The organism is Aromatoleum tolulyticum (assembly GCF_900156155.1).
Lineage (GTDB): Bacteria > Pseudomonadota > Gammaproteobacteria > Burkholderiales > Rhodocyclaceae > Aromatoleum > Aromatoleum tolulyticum.
In genome coordinates this window covers 110,117-132,796 of the sequence record NZ_FTMD01000008.1, presented here as the reverse complement: position 1 = coordinate 132,796, position 22,680 = coordinate 110,117, and the positions used below count along the sequence as shown (strand labels likewise).

General features: G+C 66.0%; 18 protein-coding genes. 11 read left to right on the top strand and 7 right to left on the bottom strand.

Annotated features, from left to right (window positions below):
- The first annotated feature begins 138 nt into the window (after nt 1–138).
- Nucleotides 139–1,755, top strand: a complete 1,617-nt coding sequence (locus BW991_RS13425) for a bacteriohemerythrin (protein WP_076602618.1) — start codon at nt 139–141, stop codon at nt 1,753–1,755.
- 7 nt (nt 1,756–1,762) lie between these two features.
- Here BW991_RS13425 and BW991_RS13420 read toward each other — a convergent pair whose 3' ends face one another.
- On the bottom strand, nt 1,763–2,704 hold the full coding sequence (locus BW991_RS13420; RefSeq protein WP_076602617.1) for a LysR family transcriptional regulator: 942 nt from the start codon (nt 2,702–2,704) through the stop codon (nt 1,763–1,765).
- A gap of 177 nt (nt 2,705–2,881) precedes the next feature.
- Here BW991_RS13420 and BW991_RS13415 point away from each other — a divergent pair, with 177 nt between their 5' ends.
- From BW991_RS13415 to BW991_RS13405, 3 genes are read left to right on the top strand one after another with little or no spacing between them, the layout of a single operon-like run.
- Nucleotides 2,882–3,589 (top strand): haloacid dehalogenase type II, encoded by a 708-nt coding sequence (locus BW991_RS13415; RefSeq protein WP_076602616.1) that lies wholly within the window; start codon nt 2,882–2,884, stop codon nt 3,587–3,589.
- Complete coding sequence (locus tag BW991_RS13410) at nt 3,586–4,362, top strand: sulfite exporter TauE/SafE family protein (RefSeq protein ID WP_076602736.1); 777 nt, start codon at nt 3,586–3,588, stop codon at nt 4,360–4,362. Before BW991_RS13415 ends, BW991_RS13410 begins: the two co-directional genes overlap by 4 nt.
- 13 nt (nt 4,363–4,375) lie before the next feature.
- Entirely contained in the window at nt 4,376–6,553 is a 2,178-nt protein-coding gene (locus BW991_RS13405) for a malate synthase G (RefSeq protein WP_076602615.1), read from the top strand.
- 90 nt (nt 6,554–6,643) lie between these two features.
- Here the strand turns inward: BW991_RS13405 and BW991_RS13400 are convergent, their stop codons facing one another.
- Complete coding sequence (locus tag BW991_RS13400) at nt 6,644–7,069, bottom strand: acyl-CoA thioesterase (protein WP_076602614.1); 426 nt, start codon at nt 7,067–7,069, stop codon at nt 6,644–6,646.
- A 130-nt stretch (nt 7,070–7,199) separates the two neighbouring features.
- Here BW991_RS13400 and BW991_RS13395 point away from each other — a divergent pair, with 130 nt between their 5' ends.
- The gene (locus tag BW991_RS13395) at nt 7,200–8,138 is read left to right on the top strand and encodes a nucleoside recognition domain-containing protein (protein ID WP_076602613.1); all 939 of its coding nucleotides are present in this window, start codon (nt 7,200–7,202) and stop codon (nt 8,136–8,138) included.
- Between the two features lie 24 nt (nt 8,139–8,162).
- Here BW991_RS13395 and BW991_RS13390 read toward each other — a convergent pair whose 3' ends face one another.
- Nucleotides 8,163–10,295 (bottom strand): TonB-dependent receptor plug domain-containing protein, encoded by a 2,133-nt coding sequence (locus tag BW991_RS13390; protein WP_076602612.1) that lies wholly within the window; start codon nt 10,293–10,295, stop codon nt 8,163–8,165.
- A 344-nt stretch (nt 10,296–10,639) separates the two neighbouring features.
- Between BW991_RS13390 and BW991_RS13385 the strand changes: the two genes are divergently transcribed.
- From BW991_RS13385 to BW991_RS13365, 5 genes are all read left to right on the top strand, one after another.
- Nucleotides 10,640–10,999, top strand: a complete 360-nt coding sequence (locus tag BW991_RS13385; protein ID WP_076602611.1) for a CidA/LrgA family protein — start codon at nt 10,640–10,642, stop codon at nt 10,997–10,999.
- Nucleotides 10,996–11,727 (top strand): LrgB family protein, encoded by a 732-nt coding sequence (locus BW991_RS13380; protein ID WP_076602610.1) that lies wholly within the window; start codon nt 10,996–10,998, stop codon nt 11,725–11,727. The genes BW991_RS13385 and BW991_RS13380 overlap by 4 nt, the downstream gene beginning before the upstream one ends.
- A gap of 49 nt (nt 11,728–11,776) precedes the next feature.
- The gene (locus BW991_RS13375; RefSeq protein ID WP_076602609.1) at nt 11,777–13,402 is read left to right on the top strand and encodes an MFS transporter; all 1,626 of its coding nucleotides are present in this window, start codon (nt 11,777–11,779) and stop codon (nt 13,400–13,402) included.
- Nucleotides 13,403–13,478: 76 nt separating this feature from the next.
- Nucleotides 13,479–15,530, top strand: coding sequence for an elongation factor G (gene fusA / locus BW991_RS13370; protein ID WP_076602608.1), 2,052 nt, complete (start codon nt 13,479–13,481; stop codon nt 15,528–15,530).
- A gap of 18 nt (nt 15,531–15,548) precedes the next feature.
- Complete coding sequence (locus BW991_RS13365; RefSeq protein WP_076602607.1) at nt 15,549–15,809, top strand: DUF4212 domain-containing protein; 261 nt, start codon at nt 15,549–15,551, stop codon at nt 15,807–15,809.
- A gap of 93 nt (nt 15,810–15,902) precedes the next feature.
- Here the strand turns inward: BW991_RS13365 and icd are convergent, their stop codons facing one another.
- Nucleotides 15,903–17,147, bottom strand: a complete 1,245-nt coding sequence (gene icd / locus BW991_RS13360) for an NADP-dependent isocitrate dehydrogenase (RefSeq protein WP_076602606.1) — start codon at nt 17,145–17,147, stop codon at nt 15,903–15,905.
- A 304-nt stretch (nt 17,148–17,451) separates the two neighbouring features.
- Nucleotides 17,452–19,689 (bottom strand): NADP-dependent isocitrate dehydrogenase, encoded by a 2,238-nt coding sequence (locus BW991_RS13355; RefSeq protein ID WP_076602605.1) that lies wholly within the window; start codon nt 19,687–19,689, stop codon nt 17,452–17,454.
- 362 nt (nt 19,690–20,051) lie between these two features.
- Here BW991_RS13355 and aceK point away from each other — a divergent pair, with 362 nt between their 5' ends.
- Complete coding sequence (aceK, locus tag BW991_RS13350; RefSeq protein WP_076602604.1) at nt 20,052–21,821, top strand: bifunctional isocitrate dehydrogenase kinase/phosphatase; 1,770 nt, start codon at nt 20,052–20,054, stop codon at nt 21,819–21,821.
- A 4-nt stretch (nt 21,822–21,825) separates the two neighbouring features.
- Here aceK and soxZ read toward each other — a convergent pair whose 3' ends face one another.
- Together soxZ and soxY are read right to left on the bottom strand one after the other, a co-directional pair.
- Nucleotides 21,826–22,137, bottom strand: coding sequence for a thiosulfate oxidation carrier complex protein SoxZ (soxZ, locus tag BW991_RS13345; protein WP_076602603.1), 312 nt, complete (start codon nt 22,135–22,137; stop codon nt 21,826–21,828).
- The gene (gene soxY, locus BW991_RS13340; protein WP_076602602.1) at nt 22,134–22,601 is read right to left on the bottom strand and encodes a thiosulfate oxidation carrier protein SoxY; all 468 of its coding nucleotides are present in this window, start codon (nt 22,599–22,601) and stop codon (nt 22,134–22,136) included. The genes soxZ and soxY overlap by 4 nt, the downstream gene beginning before the upstream one ends.
- Between the last annotated feature and the right edge of the window lie 79 nt (nt 22,602–22,680).

The following is a 22,680-nucleotide window of genomic DNA, read 5'->3' as shown; positions in this document are numbered from 1 at the left end:
TACCGCACGGTTTCGGATCGTACAAGTACCCCGCCACGATCGAACAACGTAGGGTAAATACGGGGTCGACGGCATGGTTATAACAAAAGATATACTGCGTTCGTAACTTTTTGTTACCTGTCCTCAGGATCGAATGCAATGGCGAAGACTCCGCAAATCGGCACCTGCCTGCTGTTTCCCGCAATCCTCGCTGTCGTGCTGAGCTCCGCAGCAGCGGCCGGCCTGCAGTTCATTCCTGTGCTCGCTCCATACGCCGCAGCCATCGTCCTGATGCTTGGCATCGCGCACGGCGGGATCCTCGTTGCCGCCCGGGCGCTCGCACTGCGCCGGCTCGGTGGCGATCTGTCGCACGTCGCAGGATTGCTGAGCGGCTTGTCCGGCGGCCGGCTCGCGGTGGCCGCGAATAACGGCGCAGCCGCCGACAGCATCTCGGGACATGCGGCAGCCGCCCAACACACGCTGCGGGGCGTGATCGACGACGTTGCGCGTGACGCGCAGCAACTGTCCGCGGACGTGCGGCGCATGTCCGGACAGACCACGGAGATGGCGCTCACGCTGCAAATGCAGGCCAGCACGAACCACGAGGTCGCGACGGCAATCCACGAGATCGACCGCAACATCGCCCTCGTATCCCAGCTCGCAGCCGACACCGAAGCCGACTCGCGCGACGTCGCCGAGCTGTCGCTCAGCGGCGAGCAATTTGTCGGCCGCGCTTCCGAAAAGATGACCCGGATCGTGCAGTCCGTGACGACCTCGGCCGCGCAGATCGAATCCCTGGTCGCGAGCGTGCGCGGGATCGGGGGCATTGCGAAGACCATCGCCGAGATCGCGGACCAGACGAATCTCCTCGCACTCAATGCCGCCATCGAGGCCGCTCGTGCGGGCGAACAGGGCCGCGGCTTCGCCGTGGTCGCAGACGAGGTGCGCAAGCTTGCCGAGCGCACGGCGACCGCGACCGCCGAGATCACGCGCATGATCGGCACGATCCAGTCCGACACGAGCGCCGCGGTGACCCAGATGGCGGAGATCTCGCCCGAGCTGCAAAGCGGCGTCGCCGAAGCGCAGCATGCAGCGGACATGCTCCGCCGGATCAAGGACCAATCGCACGACGCACTGAAGAAGATTACCGAACTCGCTGCAGCGACCGCCAAGGAGAGCACCGAGGCGAAAGAGATCGTGCAGGGCGTCGCGAACATGATTGCGGCGGCGGAGAAGACCGAAGCGATCATCCGCGAGACCTCCGGTACCGCGGCCAAGCTCGAGACGCACTCGACCAGCCTGCTGCAACGACTGGGTTTCTTCTCGCACCTCGGCCGCACGCTCGAACCCGCGAAGAACGCCAATCGCGCCGCGATCGCGCCGGTCATGGCGTGGAACGGCGCGCTGGCGACCGGCCACGCGGACATCGACGCGCAGCACCGCAAGCTGATCGATCTGGCAAATGCCGTGAACGCCGCGATGCAGCGCGGCGAGGAGCGCAGCGCGATCGGCGCGGTCCTCGACGAACTGGTCCGCTATACCGCGTTCCACTTCGGCTTCGAGGAGGACCTGATGAAGAAGGCGAACTACCCCGATTTCTTCCGGCACCAGCAGCAGCACAAGCAGCTCGTCGCCGACGTACTCGCGCACAAGGCCCGGTTCGACGCCGGACAGGCGCTGTCATCCGAATTGCTGAGTTTCCTGCGCGACTGGCTGGTCAACCACATCATGAAGACCGACAAGGCACTTGCCCGCGAACTCAGGCAGGCGGCCTGACAGCCGGTCAGGCCGTGCGTCCGGTGATCGACGGAGCGGTGATCGACGGAGGTGAGGACACCCAGTAGTCCGGACGGCCGTAATGGTTCTTCAGATGGTCGATGAACAGGCGCACCCGTAGCGCAAGGCGCTTGCGCTGCGGGAACACCGCGTAGATCCCCATCGTCGGCGCCGCGAACTCGTCGAGCACCGTCACCAGGCGCCCCGCCCGCAGGTCGGCATCGACCTCCCACAACGAACGCCACGCGAGCCCGTCGCCAGCCAGCGCGCACTGGTGCAGCACCGCACCGTCGTTGCATTCGAGCCGCCCGCTCACCTTCACCGCGATCGTCTCGCCCTTCTCGCCGCAGAACAGCCAACCGCGCTGCTGGCCGAGCGAGAGGCAATTGTGCGCGGCAAGATCCTGCGGCGCCGCCGGCGAGCCGTGACGCGCCAGATAGTCCGGGCTGGCGACCACCACGCGTCGGTTCTCCGCGAGCCGGATCGACACGAGGCTGGAGTCCGGCAGCTCTCCGATGCGGATCGCGCAGTCGATGCTTTCATTCACCAGGTCCACGACGCGGTCGGTGAGGTCCAGCGTGCATGACACGTCCGCGTTCATCTCCAGGAACTCGCGCAGCAGCGGCGCGACGTGCAGCCGCCCGAAACCGGCCGGCGCGGACACGCGGATATGGCCGCTCGCCTTCACCCCCCCCAGGCTCACCGAGGCCTCGGCATTGGCGAGGTCGTTGAGGATGCGCTGGCAATCCTCGAGAAAGGCCGCGCCCTCGAAGGTCAGCGAGATGCTGCGCGTCGTGCGCGTCACGAGCTTGACGCCCAGGCGCTGTTCCAGCGCGTCGAGCCGGCGACCGATCACCGCGGGGGTGACGCCCTCCGCCCGCGCCGCCGCCGAAAGACTGCCCTTGGCCGCGACACTGACGAAGGTTTCAACCTGCTTGAACGCATCCATTTTGTACTTTTAGTAAAAGATCAATTGACCGGACAGAGTATTCAGTCTTATACAAGAGTTCAATACACTTCATCCTCAACGAAGGGCGGAGGAGACGCTGCCCCGACGACAGACGCCACCGTGGCCGGCAGCGATGCCGGCCACGCAAGGCGCGAACGACAACACCAGGAACCCCGCATGAAACCCTCCGAGCGCATCCGCGCAGTCGCCTTCGACGCCTACGGCACGCTGTTCGACGTGTATTCCGTGGGCGCGCTCGCGGAACAGCTGTTCCCGGGCAAGGGCGAGGCGCTGACCGCGCTGTGGCGCCTGAAGCAGATCGAATACTCCTTCCTGCGCACCCTGTCCGGACGCTACAGGCCCTTTCTCGAAATCACCGAGGACGGCCTCGTATATTCGGCGAAGAAGCTCGGCCTGGCGCTGAACGACGCGCAGCGCCGCCAGCTGATGAACCAGTATGCCTGCCTGTCGCCCTTTCCGGAGAACCTCGGCGCGCTGAAGGCGTTGCGCGCCCTCGGCCTGCCGATGGCCGTGCTGTCGAACGGCACGCCGCAGATGCTCGACGTCGCGATCAAGAGCGCCGGCATGAGCGGGCTGTTCGACCACGTGCTGTCGGTCGACGCCGTGCGCCAGTACAAGACCGCCGACGCCGCCTACCAGCTCGGCCCCGACGCCTTCGGCGTGCCGGCGAAGGAAATCCTCTTCGTGTCGTCGAACGGCTGGGACGCCGCCGGCGCGACCTGGTTCGGCTACACCACCTTCTGGATCAACCGCGCCCAGCTGCCGATGGAAGAGCTCGGCGTGACGCCCACCGCGGTCGGCCAGCGCCTGACCGACATCGTCGAATTCGTGCAGGCGCGTTGCGCGCCGGCCGCCGGCCGATGAGTCCCGGCGAAATCCTCACTATCGGATTGGCCGCCGCAATGGCGGGGGCGATGAATTCGGTCGCCGGCGGCGGCACGTTCTTCTCCTTCCCCGCCCTGCTCGCGGTCGGCGTGCCGCCCGTGGTCGCGAACGCCAGCAATGCGGTCGCGCTGTGGCCCGCCAGCCTGTCGAGCGCCTGGGCCTACCGCCGAGAACTCGCGCGCTTCCGCAAGGGTCTGGCCACCCTGTCGCTCGTCGCGCTCGTGGGCGGCATCGCCGGCGGGCTGCTGCTGCTGTCCACCGAGGACGACACTTTCTCGCAGCTGATCCCGTGGCTGCTGCTCGTCGCGACCGTGATGTTCGCCGGCAGCGGCCGGATCTCGGCGCTGCTCGCCCGGCTCCGCCAGCGCAGCGACGAGAACCCCTCGCACGGCACCGTCGGCGGCCTGCTGTTCCAGCTCGGCGTGTCGATCTACGGCGGTTTCTTCGGCGCCGGCATGGGCATCGTGATGATCGCCGCACTGGCGATCCAGGGCCATCGCGACATCCACGACATCAACGCGCTGAAGAACTGGCTGTCGGCCATCATCTACAGCGTCGCGGTGGTCACCTTCGTCGCCGCCGGTGCCGTGAGCTGGCCGCACACGCTGGTCATGATCATCACTGCCGCCATAGGCGGTTACTGGGGGGCGGTCGGTGCCCGCAAGGTGCCGCCCGCGTGGTTGAGGCGTTTCATCATCGGGGTGGGCAGCGTCCTCACCATCTACTATTTCTACAAAACCTATCTCATCTGAAGAGCGAGGAACCATGAGCACGAGAATCCAATGCCATCAGCTGCAGGTCGACGCCGAACTGCACCGCTTCATCGAAACCGAAGCCCTGCCCGGCACCGGCGTTGACGCCGGCGCATTCTGGAAAGGCTTCAGCGAGCTCGCCAACGAACTCGCACCGAAGAACCGCGCGCTGCTCGCCGAACGCGACCGCCTGCAGACCGAGCTCGACAACTGGCACCGCGCCCACCCCGGTCCGATCCAGGACATGCCGGCCTACCGCGCCTTCCTCGAGAAGATCGGCTACCTGCAGCCGGTGCCCGCGCCGTTCAAGGTCACGACCGCCAACGTCGATATCGAGATCCGCGAGCAATGCGGCCCGCAGCTCGTCGTGCCGATCATGAACGCCCGTTACGCGCTCAACGCCGCGAACGCGCGTTGGGGCAGCCTGTACGACGCCCTCTACGGCACCGACGCAATCCCCTCGGACGGCGGCGCCGAAGCCGGCTCGTCCTACAACCCGGTGCGCGGCGCGCGCGTCATCGCCTTCGCGCGCGACGTGCTGAACCAGGCCGCCCCGCTCGCCCAGGGCGACCACACCAAGGCCGCCAGCTACGCCGTCGAAGGCGGCAAGCTCGTCGTCACGCTGCAGGACGGCACCAAGACCGGCCTCGCCGACGCCTCGAAGTTCGCCGGCTTCCAGGGCGACGCCGCCGCGCCGAAGGCCGTGCTGGTGAAGAACAACGGCCTGCACCTCGAGATCCAGTTCGACCGCAACCACCCGATCGGCAAGACCGACGCCGCCGGCATCAAGGACGTGCTGGTCGAAGCCGCGATCTCGACCATCATGGACTGCGAGGACTCGGTCGCCGCGGTCGACGCCGAGGACAAGGTCCTCGCCTACCGCAACTGGCTGGGACTCATCACCGGCACCCTGGTTGAAAGCTTCGAAAAGGGCGGCAAGACGGTCGAGCGCCGGATGAACGCCGACCGCGAATACACCGCACCCAACGGCGGCACGCTGCGCCTGCATGGCCGCTCGCTGCTCTTCATCCGCAACGTCGGCCACCTGATGACCAACCCGGCCATCCTGCTTGCCGACGGCGCGGAGATCCCCGAAGGCATCATGGACGGCGTCGTCACGGCGCTGATCTCGCTGCGCGACCTGAAGCTGAAGAACAACTCGCGCACCGGCAGCATGTACATCGTGAAGCCGAAGATGCACGGCCCGGCCGAAGTCGCCTTCACCAACGAGCTGTTCGGGCGCGTCGAACAGATGCTGGGCCTGCCCGCCAGCACGATGAAGGTCGGCATCATGGACGAGGAGCGCCGCACCTCGGTGAACCTCGCCGCCTGCATCAAGTCCGCCGAGTCGCGCGTCGCCTTCATCAACACCGGCTTCCTCGACCGCACCGGCGACGAAATGCACACCGCGATGGAAGCGGGCCCGATGATCCGCAAGGGCGACATGAAGAGCTCCGCGTGGATCCAGGCCTACGAGCGCCAGAACGTGCTGGTGGGCCTCGACTGCGGCCTGCGCGGCAAGGCGCAGATCGGCAAGGGCATGTGGGCGATGCCGGACCTGATGGCCGAGATGCTGAAGCAGAAGATCGGCCATCCGAAGGCCGGCGCCACGACCGCATGGGTGCCGTCGCCGACCGGTGCGACGCTGCACGCGCTGCACTACCACCAGGTCGACGTCCAGTCCGTGCAGCAGGAGATGGAGAAGATCAGCCTCGCCGCCGAGCGCGAAACCCTCCTCAACAACCTGTTGACCGTGCCGGTCGCGGCCACCGCGAACTGGAGCGCCACCGAGATCCAGCAGGAACTCGACAACAACGCCCAGGGCATCCTCGGCTACGTCGTGCGCTGGGTCGACCAGGGCGTGGGCTGCTCCAAAGTGCCGGACATCAACAACATCGGCCTGATGGAAGACCGCGCGACGCTGCGCATCTCCAGCCAGCACATCGCCAACTGGCTGCGCCACGGCGTCACCAACGAGGCGCAGGTCATGGAAACGCTCAAGCGCATGGCGGCCGTTGTCGACCAGCAGAACGCCGGCGACCCGCTGTACCAGCCGATGGCTGCGGACTTCGACAAGTCGGTCGCCTTCCAGGCCGCCAAGGACCTGATCTTCAAGGGCTGCGCGCAGCCCAGCGGCTACACCGAACCGCTGCTGCACAAGTGGCGTCAGGTGAAGAAGGCGCAGGGCTGAGTTGCCTCCCGGGCCGGACCTCGCGTCCGGCCCGGCCAGCTCACGGACGGCACCGCACATGCGGTGCCGTTTCTTTCCTGCCGCCCCGTGTCAGTTTTCGGCCGGCAGCATCAGCCCTTCCGCACGCAGCGCGACGTCGGCGGGAAACGGCCGCGAACGGCGCGTTTCCGGGTTCAGGCACACGGCGGTGAATTCGCACACCGCCGACAGCTCGCCGTCTTCAGCGCTCAGCAGCTCGTGGCGAAAACGGACGACCTTTTCGCGCATCTCCACCACACCCGTTCGCACGAAGACGGTATCGCCCGGATACAGCTCCTTCATGTAGCTGACGTTCTGCTGCACCGCGGCCAGCTTGACTTCCCCGCTGCGCAGCCGCGACGGACTCAGCCCGAGCATCCCGTAGAACTGCCAGCAGGCCGCATCGAACAACTCCAGGTAGGCGCGCACGTTGATGTGCCCCATGTGGTCCCGCTGCCATTCGTACACCGTGCCGCGCGCCGTCTCCACCATCGCCATGTCCGTCTCCTTGTCACTTCAAATTGTTTGAACTCGAACGATAGGCCCCGGCGCCGCACAAGGGCAATACCCGCACCCCATCCACCTGCTCGGGTATCATGCGCCGCTTCGCACACTCCACGTCATCTGCATGGACATCATCACCGACATCATCCTGCGCGCCGGGCGCTCCGCGGTGGAACTCGCCCTGTTCGTGCTCCTGCCGGTGATGGTCGTGATGCTGTCGCTGATGCGCCTGCTCGAAGCGAAGGGCGTGCTCGACCGCATCGTGCATGCGCTCGCCCCTGTACTGCGTCCCGCCGGACTCACGGGACTGGGCGTCTTCGCCGCGCTGCAGATCAATTTCGTCAGCTTCGCCGCTCCGGTCGCAACGCTGACGATGATGGAGAGCCGCGGCGCCTCCGACCGACACCTCGCCGCGACGCTGGCGATGGTGATGGCGATGGCACAGGCCAACGCGGTCTTTCCGATGATCGCGATGGGGCTCGACTTCGGGCTGACCCTGGCGCTGTCCGTCGTCGGCGGCCTCGTCGCCGCCGCCGTCACCTATCACGGCTTCGCCCGCGGGCTGTCGGCCGTCGAAGGGCAGCTCGACGAGACCCTGCACCACCGCGTCGCCGAAGACGCCAAGGGCGTGCTCGACGTCATCAACCGCGCCGGGGCGGAAGCCTTCAAGATCGCCGTCGGGGCGATCCCCATGCTCGTGCTCGCGCTCGTCGCGGTGCTGGCCCTGCGCACGAGCGGCGCCGTGGACCTGCTCACGCGCCTCCTTGCCCCGGCGATGACCGCGGTGTCGATCGATCCCGCGCTGATCCTGCCGACCCTGACCAAGTACATCGGCGGCGGCACAGCGATGATGGGCGTGATGGACGAAATGCTGCGCGAAGGGACTGCCAGCATCGGGATGCTCAACCGCAGCGCGGGTTTCCTGATCCACCCGCTGGACGTTCCGGGCGTGGCGGTACTCATCTCGGCCGGCAGACGCGTCGCCGGGGTATGGAAACCGGCCGCGCTCGGCGCCGGCGTCGGCATCCTGGCACGCACGGCCGGTCACGCACTGCTGGCCTGAGCGCGGCGCGGCTCGGTTCGCCGCTCAGAATTCCAGCGCGATGCCGGCCCAGACGCGGGGATTGATGAACTGCGGCTGCACGTGCCCGTTCCCGTCTGCGTCACGCTCCTTGAACTCCGCCCGACGACCGTCCACCCCCTGCCCCGTCAATGCGACCTCGCCGCGCGTCGGGCCGATCCGGAACGGATACGCCACCCGCAGGTCTGTCCGGTTAAATGCCTTGACCGCCGTGTTGGGCGTCCACTGGAAGCGCCCGTAGCGGTAATGCGCGACGGAGAATTCCGCTCCGCCCGGAAGTTGCTGTACCCAGCGCAGCATCGTCGCGCGCCGCGGCGCAGAATTCTCCATGTGGCGCTCCGCCTTCGCCGCATCCTTCCGCCCGAGTGCCGCAAACTCCGCATTGGCCTCGGAGTCGATGACGATGAACGACTGGTTGAGCGTGAACTCCGTGCCATCCAGGGGAGACCAGCGCAGCTGATACTCGGCCCCGCGAATATCGAGGTCCTGCGCATTCATGTAATCGAGGTAGTTACCGCATTCCGGCGGACGCCGGCGCAAGCGGCTGAGCCCGCGCACCTCGCAATCGGGCGGGGAAAGCGTCAGGGAAACGGGCATGATGCGATCCTTGACCTTCTCCTCGAACAGGCGGACGTCCACAAACACGCCCTGCTCGCGAAAATCGCCGAGATAGCCGATTTCCGTGACGTCGATGACCTCCTTGTCGAGACGTCCGCTTGCATCGCGCTGTATTTCCAGCGGGATCACACCGAGCGGAAGCCCGAACGGCGTCGTGTCGAGCGCGCCATAGTGCTCGCGCGACTTCGCCTCGGTCAGCGATGGAATACGGTGAGCGCGCGAGACTCCGGCGCGGAGCGTCTGCCCCGGTGACAGGTGATGGTTCACCGCCAGCCGCGGCGCCAGCGACGTGTTCGAAAGCGAATCGTTCTCCCAGGTCATGCCCAGATTGGTCGTCCACGCCTCCGACGGCCGCCATTCGAAGTTGCCGAACAGCCGGTGCACCGCTTGTCGTACCGCGTCACCGTCGCGGCCGTAGAATTGCCGGCCCTCGACCGCATCGTAGCGCGCGCCCGCCCCCCAGACGAAACGCGTGTTCGCGCTCGGGATCAGGGTATGCTGGAATTCGAGTTCGTCGCGGACCGTGTCGATGCGTTGATCGATCTCGAGCCGGAAGGGGGTCGGCAATCCGACCGAACCGAGGAGTTTGTCGAGATCGGGGTCGGACACGGTGTAGTCGTCGCGATAACGCTCGGCCGTATGCGTGAAGCGCAAGGAGATCGCGCCGCCGTCGCTGGTGGCATGCTGCCACGCCAGCGATCCGAAGGTCTTCTCCGCTTCGATCCCGCGCGCCGGATTAAGCGTCTCGCCCGCCTCGCCCATGCGCAGACGCAGGTCGACGGCCCCCGCCTCCACCTGCAACTCGTCGGCCGCACTCAAGGGCATGTCGGCACGCAGATTGATGCGCCGATGCTCGCGCCTGTCGTCGAAGTGCTTGATGCCGTTGTCGCCCAGGGTCTCCGCGGAGACGCGGACCGATCCGTCGCCGATGCGCATCCCGACCCGCGCGTAGCGGTCCGCAATCCCGTCGTTGCCCTGGCCCGCACGCACGCGGACGCCAAGGGTCTCGGCGGCGGAGCGCGTGACGACATTCACGACGCCGAGAAACGCATTCGAGCCGTAGGCGGCCGAATTCGAGCCGCGGATCACCTCGATGCGCTCGATCTCGTCGAGCGCCACATCGATCAGGTTCCACGCGACACCGCCGAAGAACAGCGGACTGTATTGCGAGCGCCCGTCGATCAGGATCTGCAACCCGCGCGGATTCTCGTCGGTCATGCCGTGGTAGACCGCATTGGGCGCACCGTTCACCGAGTGCGCAACGAGAAAACCCGGCACCAGGCGCAGGAGATCCGCGAAATCGCGCGCACCCGAGGTGCGTATCGTGTCGGCATCGATCACGGTGACCGAACCCGGCGCGTCGTGCAAGGGTTGCGCGAGGCGCGACACCGACAGGACGACCGGCAGTTCGTCGAAATAAGGATCCTCGACCACCCGAGCCAACGGGCCGATCGACTCCGCGGCCAGGGCCGGCCAGGCGAGGGCGGCCACCAGGGCCGCCGCAGCGTTCCTCAACCCCATCTCCACCCCTTTCGAGTCCCGAACTGCAATGATCCGTCGCCCTGTCCGCTGCATTGCAGCACGGCGATCATTTCCCCTGAAGGCTACGCCCCATGCCCGCAGTGCGGCGCTCTCCCGTTCGCGATGCATCGCGAAGCGCCGCATTCGTCATTGAACCAGAAATTCCGCCCGCGGCAACGCAACATTTCCCTTAACGGGCAATCGTCTCTTCTGCGACGAGCCAGGGCTCAGGCAGCGGCACGGGATGCGCCTGCGGACACACATCGGCGCGCTGACCCTTACGCCGCGATCGCCGCTGACACTAGAATGAGGGCCACCCCGCACGACATGAAGCTCCCAATCCGATGATCGGCGCACTTACCGTACTGCTTGTGTTCCAACTCGTCGGCGAGGCTCTCGCCCGCGGGCTCGACCTCCCCATCCCCGGCCCGGTCATCGGCATGGGACTGATGTTTGCCGCCCTGGTGCTGCGCAAGGGCCCGGGCGCGGAACTGCGCGGCGCGGCAACGGGCATCCTGCAGCATCTTTCGCTGCTGTTCATCCCCGCCGGCACCGGCGTCATGCTCCACTTCCAGCGCCTCGCCGACGAATGGCTGCCGCTGACGGTGGCGCTGATCGCGAGCACCCTGCTGTCGATCGCGGTATCGGCGCTGCTCCTCCACGCGCTTTCCCGACATACCCCGCACGGCGAGGACCAGCCATGAACCCCGCGCTCGGCGAAATCTGGGTCTACCTCTCGACCACGCCGCTGCTCGGTCTGACCCTCACGCTGCTCGCCTATCAGGGCGCGTTGTGGCTCTACCGCCGGGCGAACCACCACCCGCTGCTCAATCCGGTGATGGTCGCAGTGACCGTCCTCGTGCTCGTGCTGACGCTCACCGACACGCCCTACCAGACCTACTTCGACGGCGCACAGTTCGTACACTTCCTGCTCGGCCCCGCGACAGTCGCGCTGGCGATCCCGCTCTATGCGCAATGGGAACGCCTGAAGGGAATGCTGCTCCCGCTCCTCGTCACGCTCGTCGCCGGTTCGCTGACCGCAGCCCTGTCGGCCGTCGGCATCGCCGCGCTGCTCGGCGCCAGCCGCGAGTCGGTGATGTCGATGGCCCCCAAGAGCGTGACGATGCCGATCGCGATGGGCGTCGCCGAACGCCTCGGCGGCCTGCCCTCGCTGACCGCGGTGCTGGTGATGAGCACCGGCATCCTCGGCGCCGTCGGTGCCCGTTACGTCTACCGCCTGCTGCGCATCGAGGACCACGCGGTACGCGGCTTCGCGATCGGCATCGCATCGCACGGCATCGGCACCGCACGCGCATTCCAGGTCAGCGAACAGGCCGGCGCCTTCGCCGCGCTGGCGATGGGTCTCAACGGCCTGCTCACCGCCGTGATGCTGCCCCTGATCCTGCCGTGGCTGGAGGCGCTGCTGCGCTGATGCCGGCCGCAATCCCCCTCCCCCGACCACGCTCCGACGGAACCCGATCTTGATTACCGCCCTGCTTCGCTGGTTCAACCGCAACATCCTCGAACTCGGCCGCGAAATGCGCCTGTCCTATCTGCCGCCGCTGATGGTCTACGTGGCGGCCGGGGTTTCCGGCCTCACCGGCATCGTCGGTACGTTCTTCGTCAAGGACTACCTCGGCCTGTCGGCCTCCTTCCTCGCCGCACTGGGATTCTGGGCGGGCATCCCGTGGGCGCTCAAGATGCCCATCGGCCATCTCGTGGACCTGCTGTGGCGGCACAAGGCCGGGCTGGTCTATCTCGGCGCCTCGCTCATCGCCGCCAGCCTGCTCGTCATGATCGGCCTGATCGGCAACCCCGCCGCCATGCGCGAGGTGATGTCGGCGGAGGCCTGGTTCGTCCTGTCGACGCTGCTGGCGCCGATCGGCTACGTGATGCAGGACGCCGTCGCCGACGCGATGACGGTCGAAGCCGTGCCGCGCATCGGCGAAGACGGCCGTCCCTTCCCGGACGAGACCGTGCGCCTGATGCACACCACGATGCAGATGCTCGGCCGCGTCGCGATCATCGGCGGCACGGTGATCGTGGCGCTGGCCAATGTCGTAATGTTCCAGGGCAGCGAAACGCTGCCGGAAGCCGAAAAGGTCGCGATCTACGTACGCATCTACGAGCTCGCGCTGGTCATCCCGCTGATGTCGATCAGTGGCGTGCTGCTCGCGGGCATCCTGAAGCGCCGCGAAGCCCGTCGCCTCGCCCGCCTCGGCCATGGCGCGGCGGAAATCGACCGCCTCGTCCACGCACCCGAGCAGACCACCGCGCCGAACTGGTGGATCCTCGGCGGCAGCGCCGCCTTCGTCGCGCTCACCCTCGCGGTCGGACTGTCCGGCCTCGGCTACGGCCAGGAACTGATCTTCGGCGCCTCGTTCGCGATCATCGGCGTGATGATCTACCGCCTGGTGCGCGAACTGTCCGACGACGCCCGCCGCACCCTGCTCGGCACCGTCATCGTGATCTTCGTCTTCCGCGCCATGCCCGGTCCCGGCGCCGGCGCCGGCTGGTGGATGATCGACGAACTGGGCTTCGACCAGAGCTTCCTGTCGCGGCTCGATCTCATCACCAGCACTCTCACGCTCGCGGGCCTCTTCCTCTTCCGCCGCTTCATGGCCGAAAAATCGATCGCCCACATCGTCATCTTCCTCACCCTTGCCAGCACGCTGCTGTCGCTGCCCATCATCGGCATGTTCCACGGCCTGCACGAGTGGACCGCCGCCGCGACGGGCGGCCTCGTGGACGCGCGCTTCATCGCCATCGCCAACACCGCGCTGGAATCGCCGCTCGGACAGGTGTCGATGGTGCCGATGCTTGCATGGATCGCGAACTCCGCCCCGTCCCACCTCAAGGCGACCTTCTTCGCGGTCATGGCCTCGTTCACGAACCTCGCCCTGTCGGCCTCCCAGCTCGGCACCAAATACCTCAACGGCATTTACACGGTGACCCGCGAAGTGCGCGACGCAGCGAGCGCTGCGGTGACGGTGCCGGCGGACTACTCCGAACTCGGCCAGCTCCTCGTGACGGTCCTGGTGCTGGGCCTCGTGCTGCCGCTGCTGGCGATCGCCGCCACGCGCCTGCTCGGGCTGCGCAGCGCATGAGCATGGGCGCGAAACCGTTGCACAGCCGCGGCGACAGGGGGAAACTGCGAGACAAAGGCCACATGAGGACAAGTCCATGACACCTGCTTCGGTTCACGACATTCGCAACCTCGCCCTGCTCGGTCACGCCGGCTGCGGCAAGACCACCCTGCTCGAAGCCCTGCTCGTCGCCTCGGGCACCATCGGCGCCGCCGGCACGATCGAGCGTGGCGATACCGTCAGCGATTTCGATCCGCAGGAAAAGGCGATGGGGCATTCGCTGTCGACCTCGCTCGCGCACCTCGAATGGGCCGGGCACTGGGTCAATCTCCTCGACACCCCGGGCCTGCCCGACCTCGCCGGCCGCGCCCTGACCGCGCTGCCGGCGGTCGAGACCGCTGCGGTGCTGGTGAGCGCCCCGGCCGGCATCGAGAGCGGGACCCGCCGCATGATGGAAGCCGCGCGCGACAAATGCCGCCTCGTCGTCGTATCGAAGATCGACGCCGCCACCCCGGCATCGCTCGCCGCGCTGCTGGACGAGCTGTGCGCGACCTTCGGACGCGAGTGCCTGCCGATCAACCTGCCGTCCGCGAGCGGCGATTCGGTGATCGACTGCTTCTTCGACCCCGACGCCAACCGCGAACCTGCGTTCTCCTCGGTCTCCGCCGCACACGACAGCATCGTCGACCAGGTCGTCGAACTCGACGAGGCCCTGATGGCGAGCTATCTCGAACAGGGCGAATCGCTCGATCCCGAGCAGCTCCATGCCCCCTTCGAGCAGGCCCTGCGCGAAGGCCACCTGATCCCGGTGTGCTTCGTCTCCGCGCGCACCGGCGCCGGCGTGAAGGAACTGCTCGACATCCTCGGCCGCCTCATGCCCGACCCGACCGAAGGCAACCCGCCCCGCTTCCTCAAGGGCGAAGGCGCCGCCGCTCTGGAAGTCGAGGTCGCCGCCGATCCCGAACGCCACGTCATCGCGCACGTATTCCAGGTTGCCAACGATCCCTACCGCGGCAAACTGGGCCTGTTCCGTATCCATCAGGGGCGTATCAGCCCCAACACCCAGCTCTACATCGGCGACAGCCGCAAGCCCTTCAAGGTCTCGCACCTGCTGCGGCTGCAGGGCAAGAACCAGACCGAGACGCCGCTGGGCGTGCCCGGCGACATCTGCGCGGTCGCGCGCGTAGACGACATCCACCCCGACGCGGTGCTGCACGACTCGCACGACGAGGACAACTACCACCTCGCGCCCGCCAGCTACCCGCAGCCGGTGTTCGGCCTCGCGCTGATCCCGCAGAAACACGGCGACGAACAGAAACTCGCCGAAGCGCTCGCACGCCTGTTCGACGAGGACCCCTGCCTCGAAGTGGGCTTCGACCATCAGGCCCGCCAGACCGTCGTGCGCGGCCTCGGCGAGCTGCACCTGAAGATCATCCTCGAGCAGCTGCGCACGCGCTGGAACCTGCAGTTCGACACCGCGACGCCCTCCGTGCCCTATCGCGAGACGATCAACGGCACGGCCGAGGCGCGCTACCGGCACAAGAAGCAGAGCGGCGGCGCCGGCCAGTTCGGCGAAGTGGCCCTGCGCGTCGAATCGCTGCCGCGCGGCGCGGGCATCGAACTCGGCAACGAGGTCAAGGGCGGCGCGATCCCGACCAACTTCCTGCCCGCGGTCGAAAAGGGCGTGCGCCAGGCGCTGGCCGAAGGGGCGCTCGCCGGTTTCCCGGTGCAGGACGTCAGGGTCGTGCTGGTCGACGGCAAGGCGCACGCCGTCGACTCGAACGAGGTGTCCTTCGTCACGGCCGGCCGGCACGCGACGCTCGAGGCGCTGCTCGGCGCACGTCCCGTGGTGCTGGAACCGCTCGTCAGCGTCACGGTGAAGGTCGCCGACGGCAACTTCGGCGAAGTCAGTGCGGAGTTCGCGGGCCGGCGCGGGCACCTCACGACCACCGAGAGCCCGGCGAGCGGCGTCACGCTGCTCACCGCCGTACTGCCGCTGGCCGAGATGGAAGGCTTCGAGGCGCGGCTGAAGGCCATCTGCGCCGGCGAGAGCGAGTTCTCGATCACCGCAGCCGGCTACGAGCCCGCTCCGCAGGACGTGCAGCAGCGTCTCGTCAAGTCCTGGACAGGCCACGGCAGCGGCCAGTAAGACCGGCGAGGGAACACGATGAAACTCACCGAACAGCATCGGGCGTACTGGCGCAGCAATCTGCTGCTGACCTTCTCGCTGCTGTCGGTGTGGTTTCTCGTGAGCTTCGTCGCCGGCTACTACGCCGACGCGCTCAACCGCTTCTCGTTCATGAGCTTCCCGCTGGGCTTCTACATCTTCGCCCAGGGTTCGCAGATCACCTTCGTCATCCTGATCGGGATCTACGTGCTGGCGATGAACTACCTCGACCGCAAGTACCAGATCGGCGAAAAGCGCTGAACTCCGGGCAACCGGCGACAAAAAACCCGCCGAATCGACGAGACGGCGGGTTTTTCGTCGGAGCGCCCCGCGCGGGGCGCCTGCACGTGCGTCTTACATGCGCGCGATCATCGCATCGCCAAAGGCCGAGCATGACACTTCCTGAGCCCCCTCCATCAGGCGCGCGAAGTCGTAGGTCACGACCTTGTCGCCGATCGCCGCTTCCATGCCCTTGATGACGAGGTCCGCGGCTTCCTTCCAGCCGAGGTGGCGCAGCATCATCTCGGCCGACAGGATCAGCGAGCCGGGGTTGACCTTGTCCAGCCCGGCATACTTCGGCGCCGTCCCGTGGGTCGCCTCGAAGCACGCGTACTGGTCGGAGATGTTCGCCCCCGGCGCAATGCCGATGCCGCCGACCTGCGCGGCCAGTGCGTCCGAGATGTAATCGCCGTTCAGGTTGGTGGTCGCGATCACGTCGTATTCGGCCGGACGCAGCAGGATCTGCTGCAGGAAGGCGTCGGCGATCGCGTCCTTGACGACGATCTCGCGACCGCTCTTCGGGTTCTTGAACTTGCACCACGGGCCGCCGTCGATGGGCTGGGCACCGAACTCTTCCTGCGCGAGCTTGTAAGCGGTGTCACGGAACAGGCCTTCCGTGAACTTCATGATGTTGCCCTTGTGCACGATTGTCACCGACTTGCGGTCGTTGTCGATCGCGTACTTGATCGCCGCACGCACCAGGCGGGTCGTGCCTTCCACCGACACCGGCTTGATGCCGATGCCCGAGGTCTCGGGGAAGCGGATCTTCTTCACGCCCATCTCGTTCTGCAGGAAGGCGATCACCTTCTTCACCTGCTCCGAGCCCGACGCCCACTCGATGCCGGCGTAAATGTCTTCGGTGTTCTCGCGGTAGATGACCATGTCGGTCAGTTCCGGATTCTTCAGCGGCGAGGGCACGCCCTTGAAGTAGCGTACCGGACGCACACACTGGTACAGATCCAGCTCCTGGCGCAGCGCCACGTTCAGCGAACGGATGCCGCCGCCGACCGGGGTCGTCATCGGCCCCTTGATCGAGACCGAGAATTCCTTCAGCGCGTCGAAGGTCTCCTTCGGCATCCACTCGTCCGGGCCGTACAGCTGGGTCGACTTCTCGCCCGCGTAGACCTCCATCCAGTGGATCTTCTTCTTGCCGCCGTATGCTTTCGCGACCGCCGCGTCGATGACCTTGATCATCACCGGCGTGATGTCGACACCGATGCCGTCGCCTTCGATGAAGGGGATGATCGGTTGGTCGGGAATTGCCTGCCCCGGAACGATTTTCTGGCCGCCTGCGGGAACCTTGATCTTGGATGCGCTCATGCCTACTCCCTCTTCATGTGGATATGTCTCGCTCGATTCAGCTCGTCGCTGAAAACCCTTGGCTTGCAGCTGGGGGACCATCGCGCATGCAGGTCGTGACAGGATCATGCAAAGCGGATGACATCTCCCCAATCCAGCTTGCGATTATGGCTCAAAAATGCAAGACGGACGATCCGGCGCGCGTTGTACCGCCGCTACCGGGCTCCCCGGGGAAATCCGCCGAAAAAAAAGCCAGCGCAGTGCGCTGGCTTTTCTGGATTGTCGGCTCCGCCCGGCTCAAGGGCAGGACCGGCGCAACTCGCCGTCAGGCATTCACGGCAGCGAGCACCGCATTGAGCGTCGCGCTCGGACGCATTACCGCCTCGGTCTTGACCGGATCGGCATAGTAGTAGCCGCCGATATCGACCGGCTTGCCCTGCACGGCGCTGAGTTCGGCGACGATCTTCTGCTCGTTCTCCGCCAGCGTCTTGGCGAGCGGCGCGAAACGGGCCTTAAGATCCGCATCCTCATCCTGCGCAGCCAGCGCCTCGGCCCAGTACAGCGCGAGGTAGAAGTGGCTGCCGCGGTTGTCGAGCTGGCCGGTACGGCGCGACGGCGACTTGTCGTTGTCGAGCAGCTTGCCGGTCGCCTGGTCGAGCGTCTTCGCGAGCAGCTTCGCCTTGGCGTTGCCGGTCTTGAAGCTCATCTCCTCGAGCGACACCGCCAGCGCGAGGAATTCGCCGAGCGAATCCCAACGCAGGTGGTTTTCCTCGACCAGCTGCTGCACGTGCTTGGGCGCCGAACCGCCCGCGCCCGTCTCGTACATGCCGCCGCCGGCCATCAGCGGGACGATCGACAGCATCTTCGCGCTGGTGCCCAGCTCCATGATCGGGAACAGGTCGGTCAGGTAGTCGCGCAGGATGTTGCCGGTCACCGAGATCGTATCGAGACCGCGCGCCACGCGCTCCAGCGTGAAGCGCATCGCGCGTACCTGCGACATGATCTGGATGTCGAGGCCGTTCGTGTCGTGATCCTTCAGGTACTTCTGCACCTTCTTGATCAGTTCGTTCTCGTGCGGACGGTACGGGTCGAGCCAGAAGATCGCCGGCATGCCCGAGTTGCGCGCGCGCGTGACGGCGAGCTTGACCCAGTCGCGGATCGGCGCGTCCTTGACCTGGCACATGCGCCAGATGTCTCCTTCTTCCACGTTCTGCGACATCAGCACTTCACCGGTGTCGAGATCGGTGATGTTCGCGACGCCGTCTTCCGGAATCTCGTAGGTCTTGTCGTGCGAGCCGTATTCCTCGGCCTGCTGCGCCATCAAGCCGACGTTCGGCACCGTGCCCATCGTCGCCGGGTCGAAGTTGCCGTGCCACTTGCAGAAGCTGATCATCTCCTGGTAAATGCGGGCGAAGGTCGATTCCGGCATTACGCACTTGCTGTCGTACTGCTTGCCGTCGGCGCCCCACATCTTGCCGCCGGAGCGGATCATGGCAGGCATGGAAGCGTCGACGATGATGTCGTTGGGCGAATGGAAGTTGGTGATGCCCTTGGCCGAGTCGACCATCGCCAGACGCGGACGATGTTCCTGGCAGGCGTGCAGGTCGCGGATGATCTCGTCGCGCTGCGATTCCGGCAGCGTCGCAATCTTCTCGTACAGCGTGGCCATGCCGTTGTTGACGTTGATGCCCAACTCGTCGAACAGCTTGCCGTGCTTCTCGAAGGCTTCCTTGTAGTAGATCTTCACGCAGTGGCCGAAGACGATGGGGTGCGACACCTTCATCATCGTCGCCTTAACGTGCAGCGAGAACAGGATGCCGGCTTCGCGGCAGTCGTCGAGCTGCTGCTCGTAGAACTCGTACAGCGCCTTCTTGCTCATGAACATCGAATCGATGATCTCGCCGTCCAGCAGCGCGACCTTCGGCTTCAGCACGATGGCCTTGCCGCTCTTCGTGACGAGTTCCATCTTCACGTTGCGCGCGCGGTCGAGCGTCATCGACTTCTCGCCGTGGTAGAAGTCGCCGTGCTCCATGTGCGAGACGTGGGTCTGCGACCACTGCTTCCACTCGCCCATCGAATGCGGGTGCTTCTTCGCGTAGTTCTTGACTGCCGCAGGCGCGCGACGATCGGAGTTGCCTTCGCGCAGCACCGGGTTCACCGCGGAGCCGAGGCACTTGCCGTAGCGGACCTTCAGCGCCTTTTCTTCCTCGGTCGTCGGGTTCTCCGGGTAGTCCGGGATCGCATAGCCCTTCGACTGGAGTTCCTTGACGCAGGCGACCAGCTGCGCAACGGAGGCGCTGATGTTCGGCAGCTTGATGATGTTGGTGTCGGGATCCTGGGTCAGGCGGCCGAGTTCGGCGAGGTTGTCCGGGACCTTCTGAGCGTCGGTCAGGTAATCCGAGAATTCAGCCAGCACGCGGGCCGCGACCGAGATGTCGGTCTTCTGGATCGTCACACCGGCCGGCGCCGTGAACGTCTCGATGATCGGCAGCAGCGAATAGGTCGCCAGCAGGGGCGCCTCGTCGGTGAGCGTGTAGATGATCGTCGAACTCTTGTCTGTCATGCATTTCTCCCGGATTATCTCTATATGGCGCGAAGCCAGGCCGACGCTTGAACCGACCGGAGTACGCCCCTCCACAGCGGGATCGCACCCGGACATCTTTAGACGACCGCTCATTATAAACCTGCCCCGGCAGCAGTTTGGCGCAATTCGGATAAATCAGGTCTTATATAAGACACAAGATGTTGCAGACGACATGAACCCGCGCCGGATCGGCGCGCTCCGGAAGACGGCGCAAGACAGCGTCGGCACCAGGATGAGCCCCCGTGCGTTTGCCCTGATCGTCCGCGGAACGGGATCGCATCGCGCTAGAATCGACCGCAGTCGTCCTGTTGCCACGCCGCCATCACCGTGACGAGGAAGCCATGGAAGCACCGACGGGAGAAAACGTCCTTGCCCAGTCGATCGCACAAGCCCTGATCGAGGGCTTCAACAAGCACTACCGCATCTTCCGCGAGACCTCGCGGCGCGCGAAGGAAAGCTTCGAGGCCGCCGACTGGCAGGCCCAGCTCGCCGCGGTGCGCGACCGCGTGCAGTTCTACGACGACCGCGTCGAAGAGACGGTGCGCCGCCTGCACCAGGAGTTCGATGCCGACTCGGTCGACGACGACACCTGGCAGCAGGCCAAGCTCCACTACATCGGCATCCTGATCCGCCACAAGCAGCCGGAACTCGCAGAGACCTTCTTCAATTCGGTGTGCTGCAAGATCCTGCACCGCACCTATTTCAACAACGATTACCTGTTCGCGCGCCCGGCAATCTCCACCGAGTACATGGAGTCCTACCCGCCGGTCTACAGCAGCTACTACCCGCGCGATGCAGGCCTGCGCGCGACCGTGCGCCGCATCATCGAGGACTTCGACTGGCAGCGCCCGTTCGAGGACCTCGACCGCGACATCGACCTGATCCTGCACACGGTGCACCGGCACCTCGGAGAGTGGCCGGACATGGAGGTCAACTGCCAGATCCAGGTGCTGTATTCGGCCTTCTACCGCAACAAGACGGCTTACATCATCGGCAAGGCCATCAACGGCTACCAGGAATACCCGTTCGCGATCGCCGTGCGCCACAACGCCTCGGGGCGCCTGGAGATCGACACCATCCTGCTCGACCCGTGGCGCATCTCGGTGCTGTTCTCGCTGTCGCGCGCCTACTTCCTCGTGGACATGGAAGTGCCGTCCGGCTACGTCCAGTTCCTGCGCTCGATCATGCCCAACAAGCACCGCTCCGAGCTGTACACGATGCTGGGCCTGGGCAAGCAGGGCAAGACGATGTTCTTCCGCGACCTCATTGCGCATCTGCGCCACTCCAACGACCAGTTCGTGATCGCGCCGGGCATCCGCGGCCTGGTGATGCTGGTGTTCACACTGCCGTCCTACCCCTACGTGTTCAAGATCATCAAGGACGTGTTCGGGGCCTCGAAGAACATGGATCGCGCTACCGTCAAGCGCAAGTACCTGATCATCAAACGCGTCGACCGCGTGGGCCGGATGGCCGACACGCTGGAGTTCTCCAACGCGGCCCTGCCGCTAGCGCGCTTCCATCCCGAACTGCTCGAGGAATTGCGCACCCTCGCCCCGACCGCCTACGAGATCGACGGCGATTCGGTCATCATCAAGCACCTGTATATCGAGCGCCGCATGACGCCGCTCAACATCTACCTCGAGCGCTCCACCGACGAACAGGTCGAGTACGCAGTACGCGAATACGGCAATGCGATCCGCGAACTCGCGACGGCGAACATCTTCCCCGGCGACATGCTGTGGAAGAACTTCGGTGTCACGCGCTACGGCCGCGTGGTGTTCTACGACTACGACGAGATCGAGTACATGACGGACATGAACTTCCGTCACATCCCCGAAGCGCCCTACCCGGAGATGGAGATGTCGGGCGAGGCGTGGTATTCCGCCGGGCCGATGGACGTCTTTCCCGAGGAATTCGCCACCTTCCTGCTGGGTGCCCCACGCGTGCGCCAGGCCTTCCTGAAACACCACCGCGACCTGCTGATGCCGGCCTTCTGGCAGCGCACGCAGGCGTCGATCCGCAGCGGCTACGTCGAGGACTTCTTTCCCTACCCCGACGAACTACGCTTCTGTCACCTGCACGCGCCCCGCAGCCATCACGCCGGCGCCTGAGCCGCTACGCGACCCGGATCGTATCGCTGCGCGTCTCGCCGAGGTTGTCGCGCCAGCTCACGACGATTTCGTCGCCCGCGGCACCACCGGCGATGCTGAACGCGAGATAGGGATTCGTGGCGATCGACGGGCCGAAGTCTGCCGCCAGCACGACTTCGCCGTTGCGCCGCACGCTCGCTTCGGTGATGAAATGCGCCGGAATGCGGCGCCCCTCGGCATCCTTGCGCAGACCGTTCTCCATCGGGTGCGAGAACAGCATGCGCAATTCCGTGGCCCCGTCCTTGAGCATCGCGCGGATGCGCGTCGGCGTGCTCATGTCCCGCAGCCCCCGACCGTCACGGTAACCTCCCGGCGCGCCGCAAAGATGCGCCCCTCGGCCTTCACCAGCGCATGCACGCGGGTCGAACGGGCCATCTTGACGCGCGTCTGGATCGACGGAGCCATCGCACCCGAGAGGCGGAAACTCGCGGCGACCTTGTACGGATTCTCCTCGATGAGGATCACGATCTGCTCCGTCCGCGGGATATCGCTGGTCACCGAGAGCGCCACCGCACGCCCGTCCTCCGCCACGTCCGGCGCCACGATGCGGATCGCACCGCTCTCGGCCGCGTTCCCGGCACCCAGAGCCCGCAAGGCGTCGTCGAGAGTGGTGGCCTCGAACGCGGCCACGTTCCTCGCGTCCTGGGCCTGCGCCGGCGTGACGATCCCGGCGGCCGCCAGCACGGACCAGATCCCCAGCCCGCCGCCCGCCTTCAGCACATCCCTGCGCCGACTATCCATTCCTGCTCCTGAAATTCCATTCGCTTCGCACCGCCCCGGCCATCGCCCGGCGGCAACTGCCACGCGCGCTATACTGCGC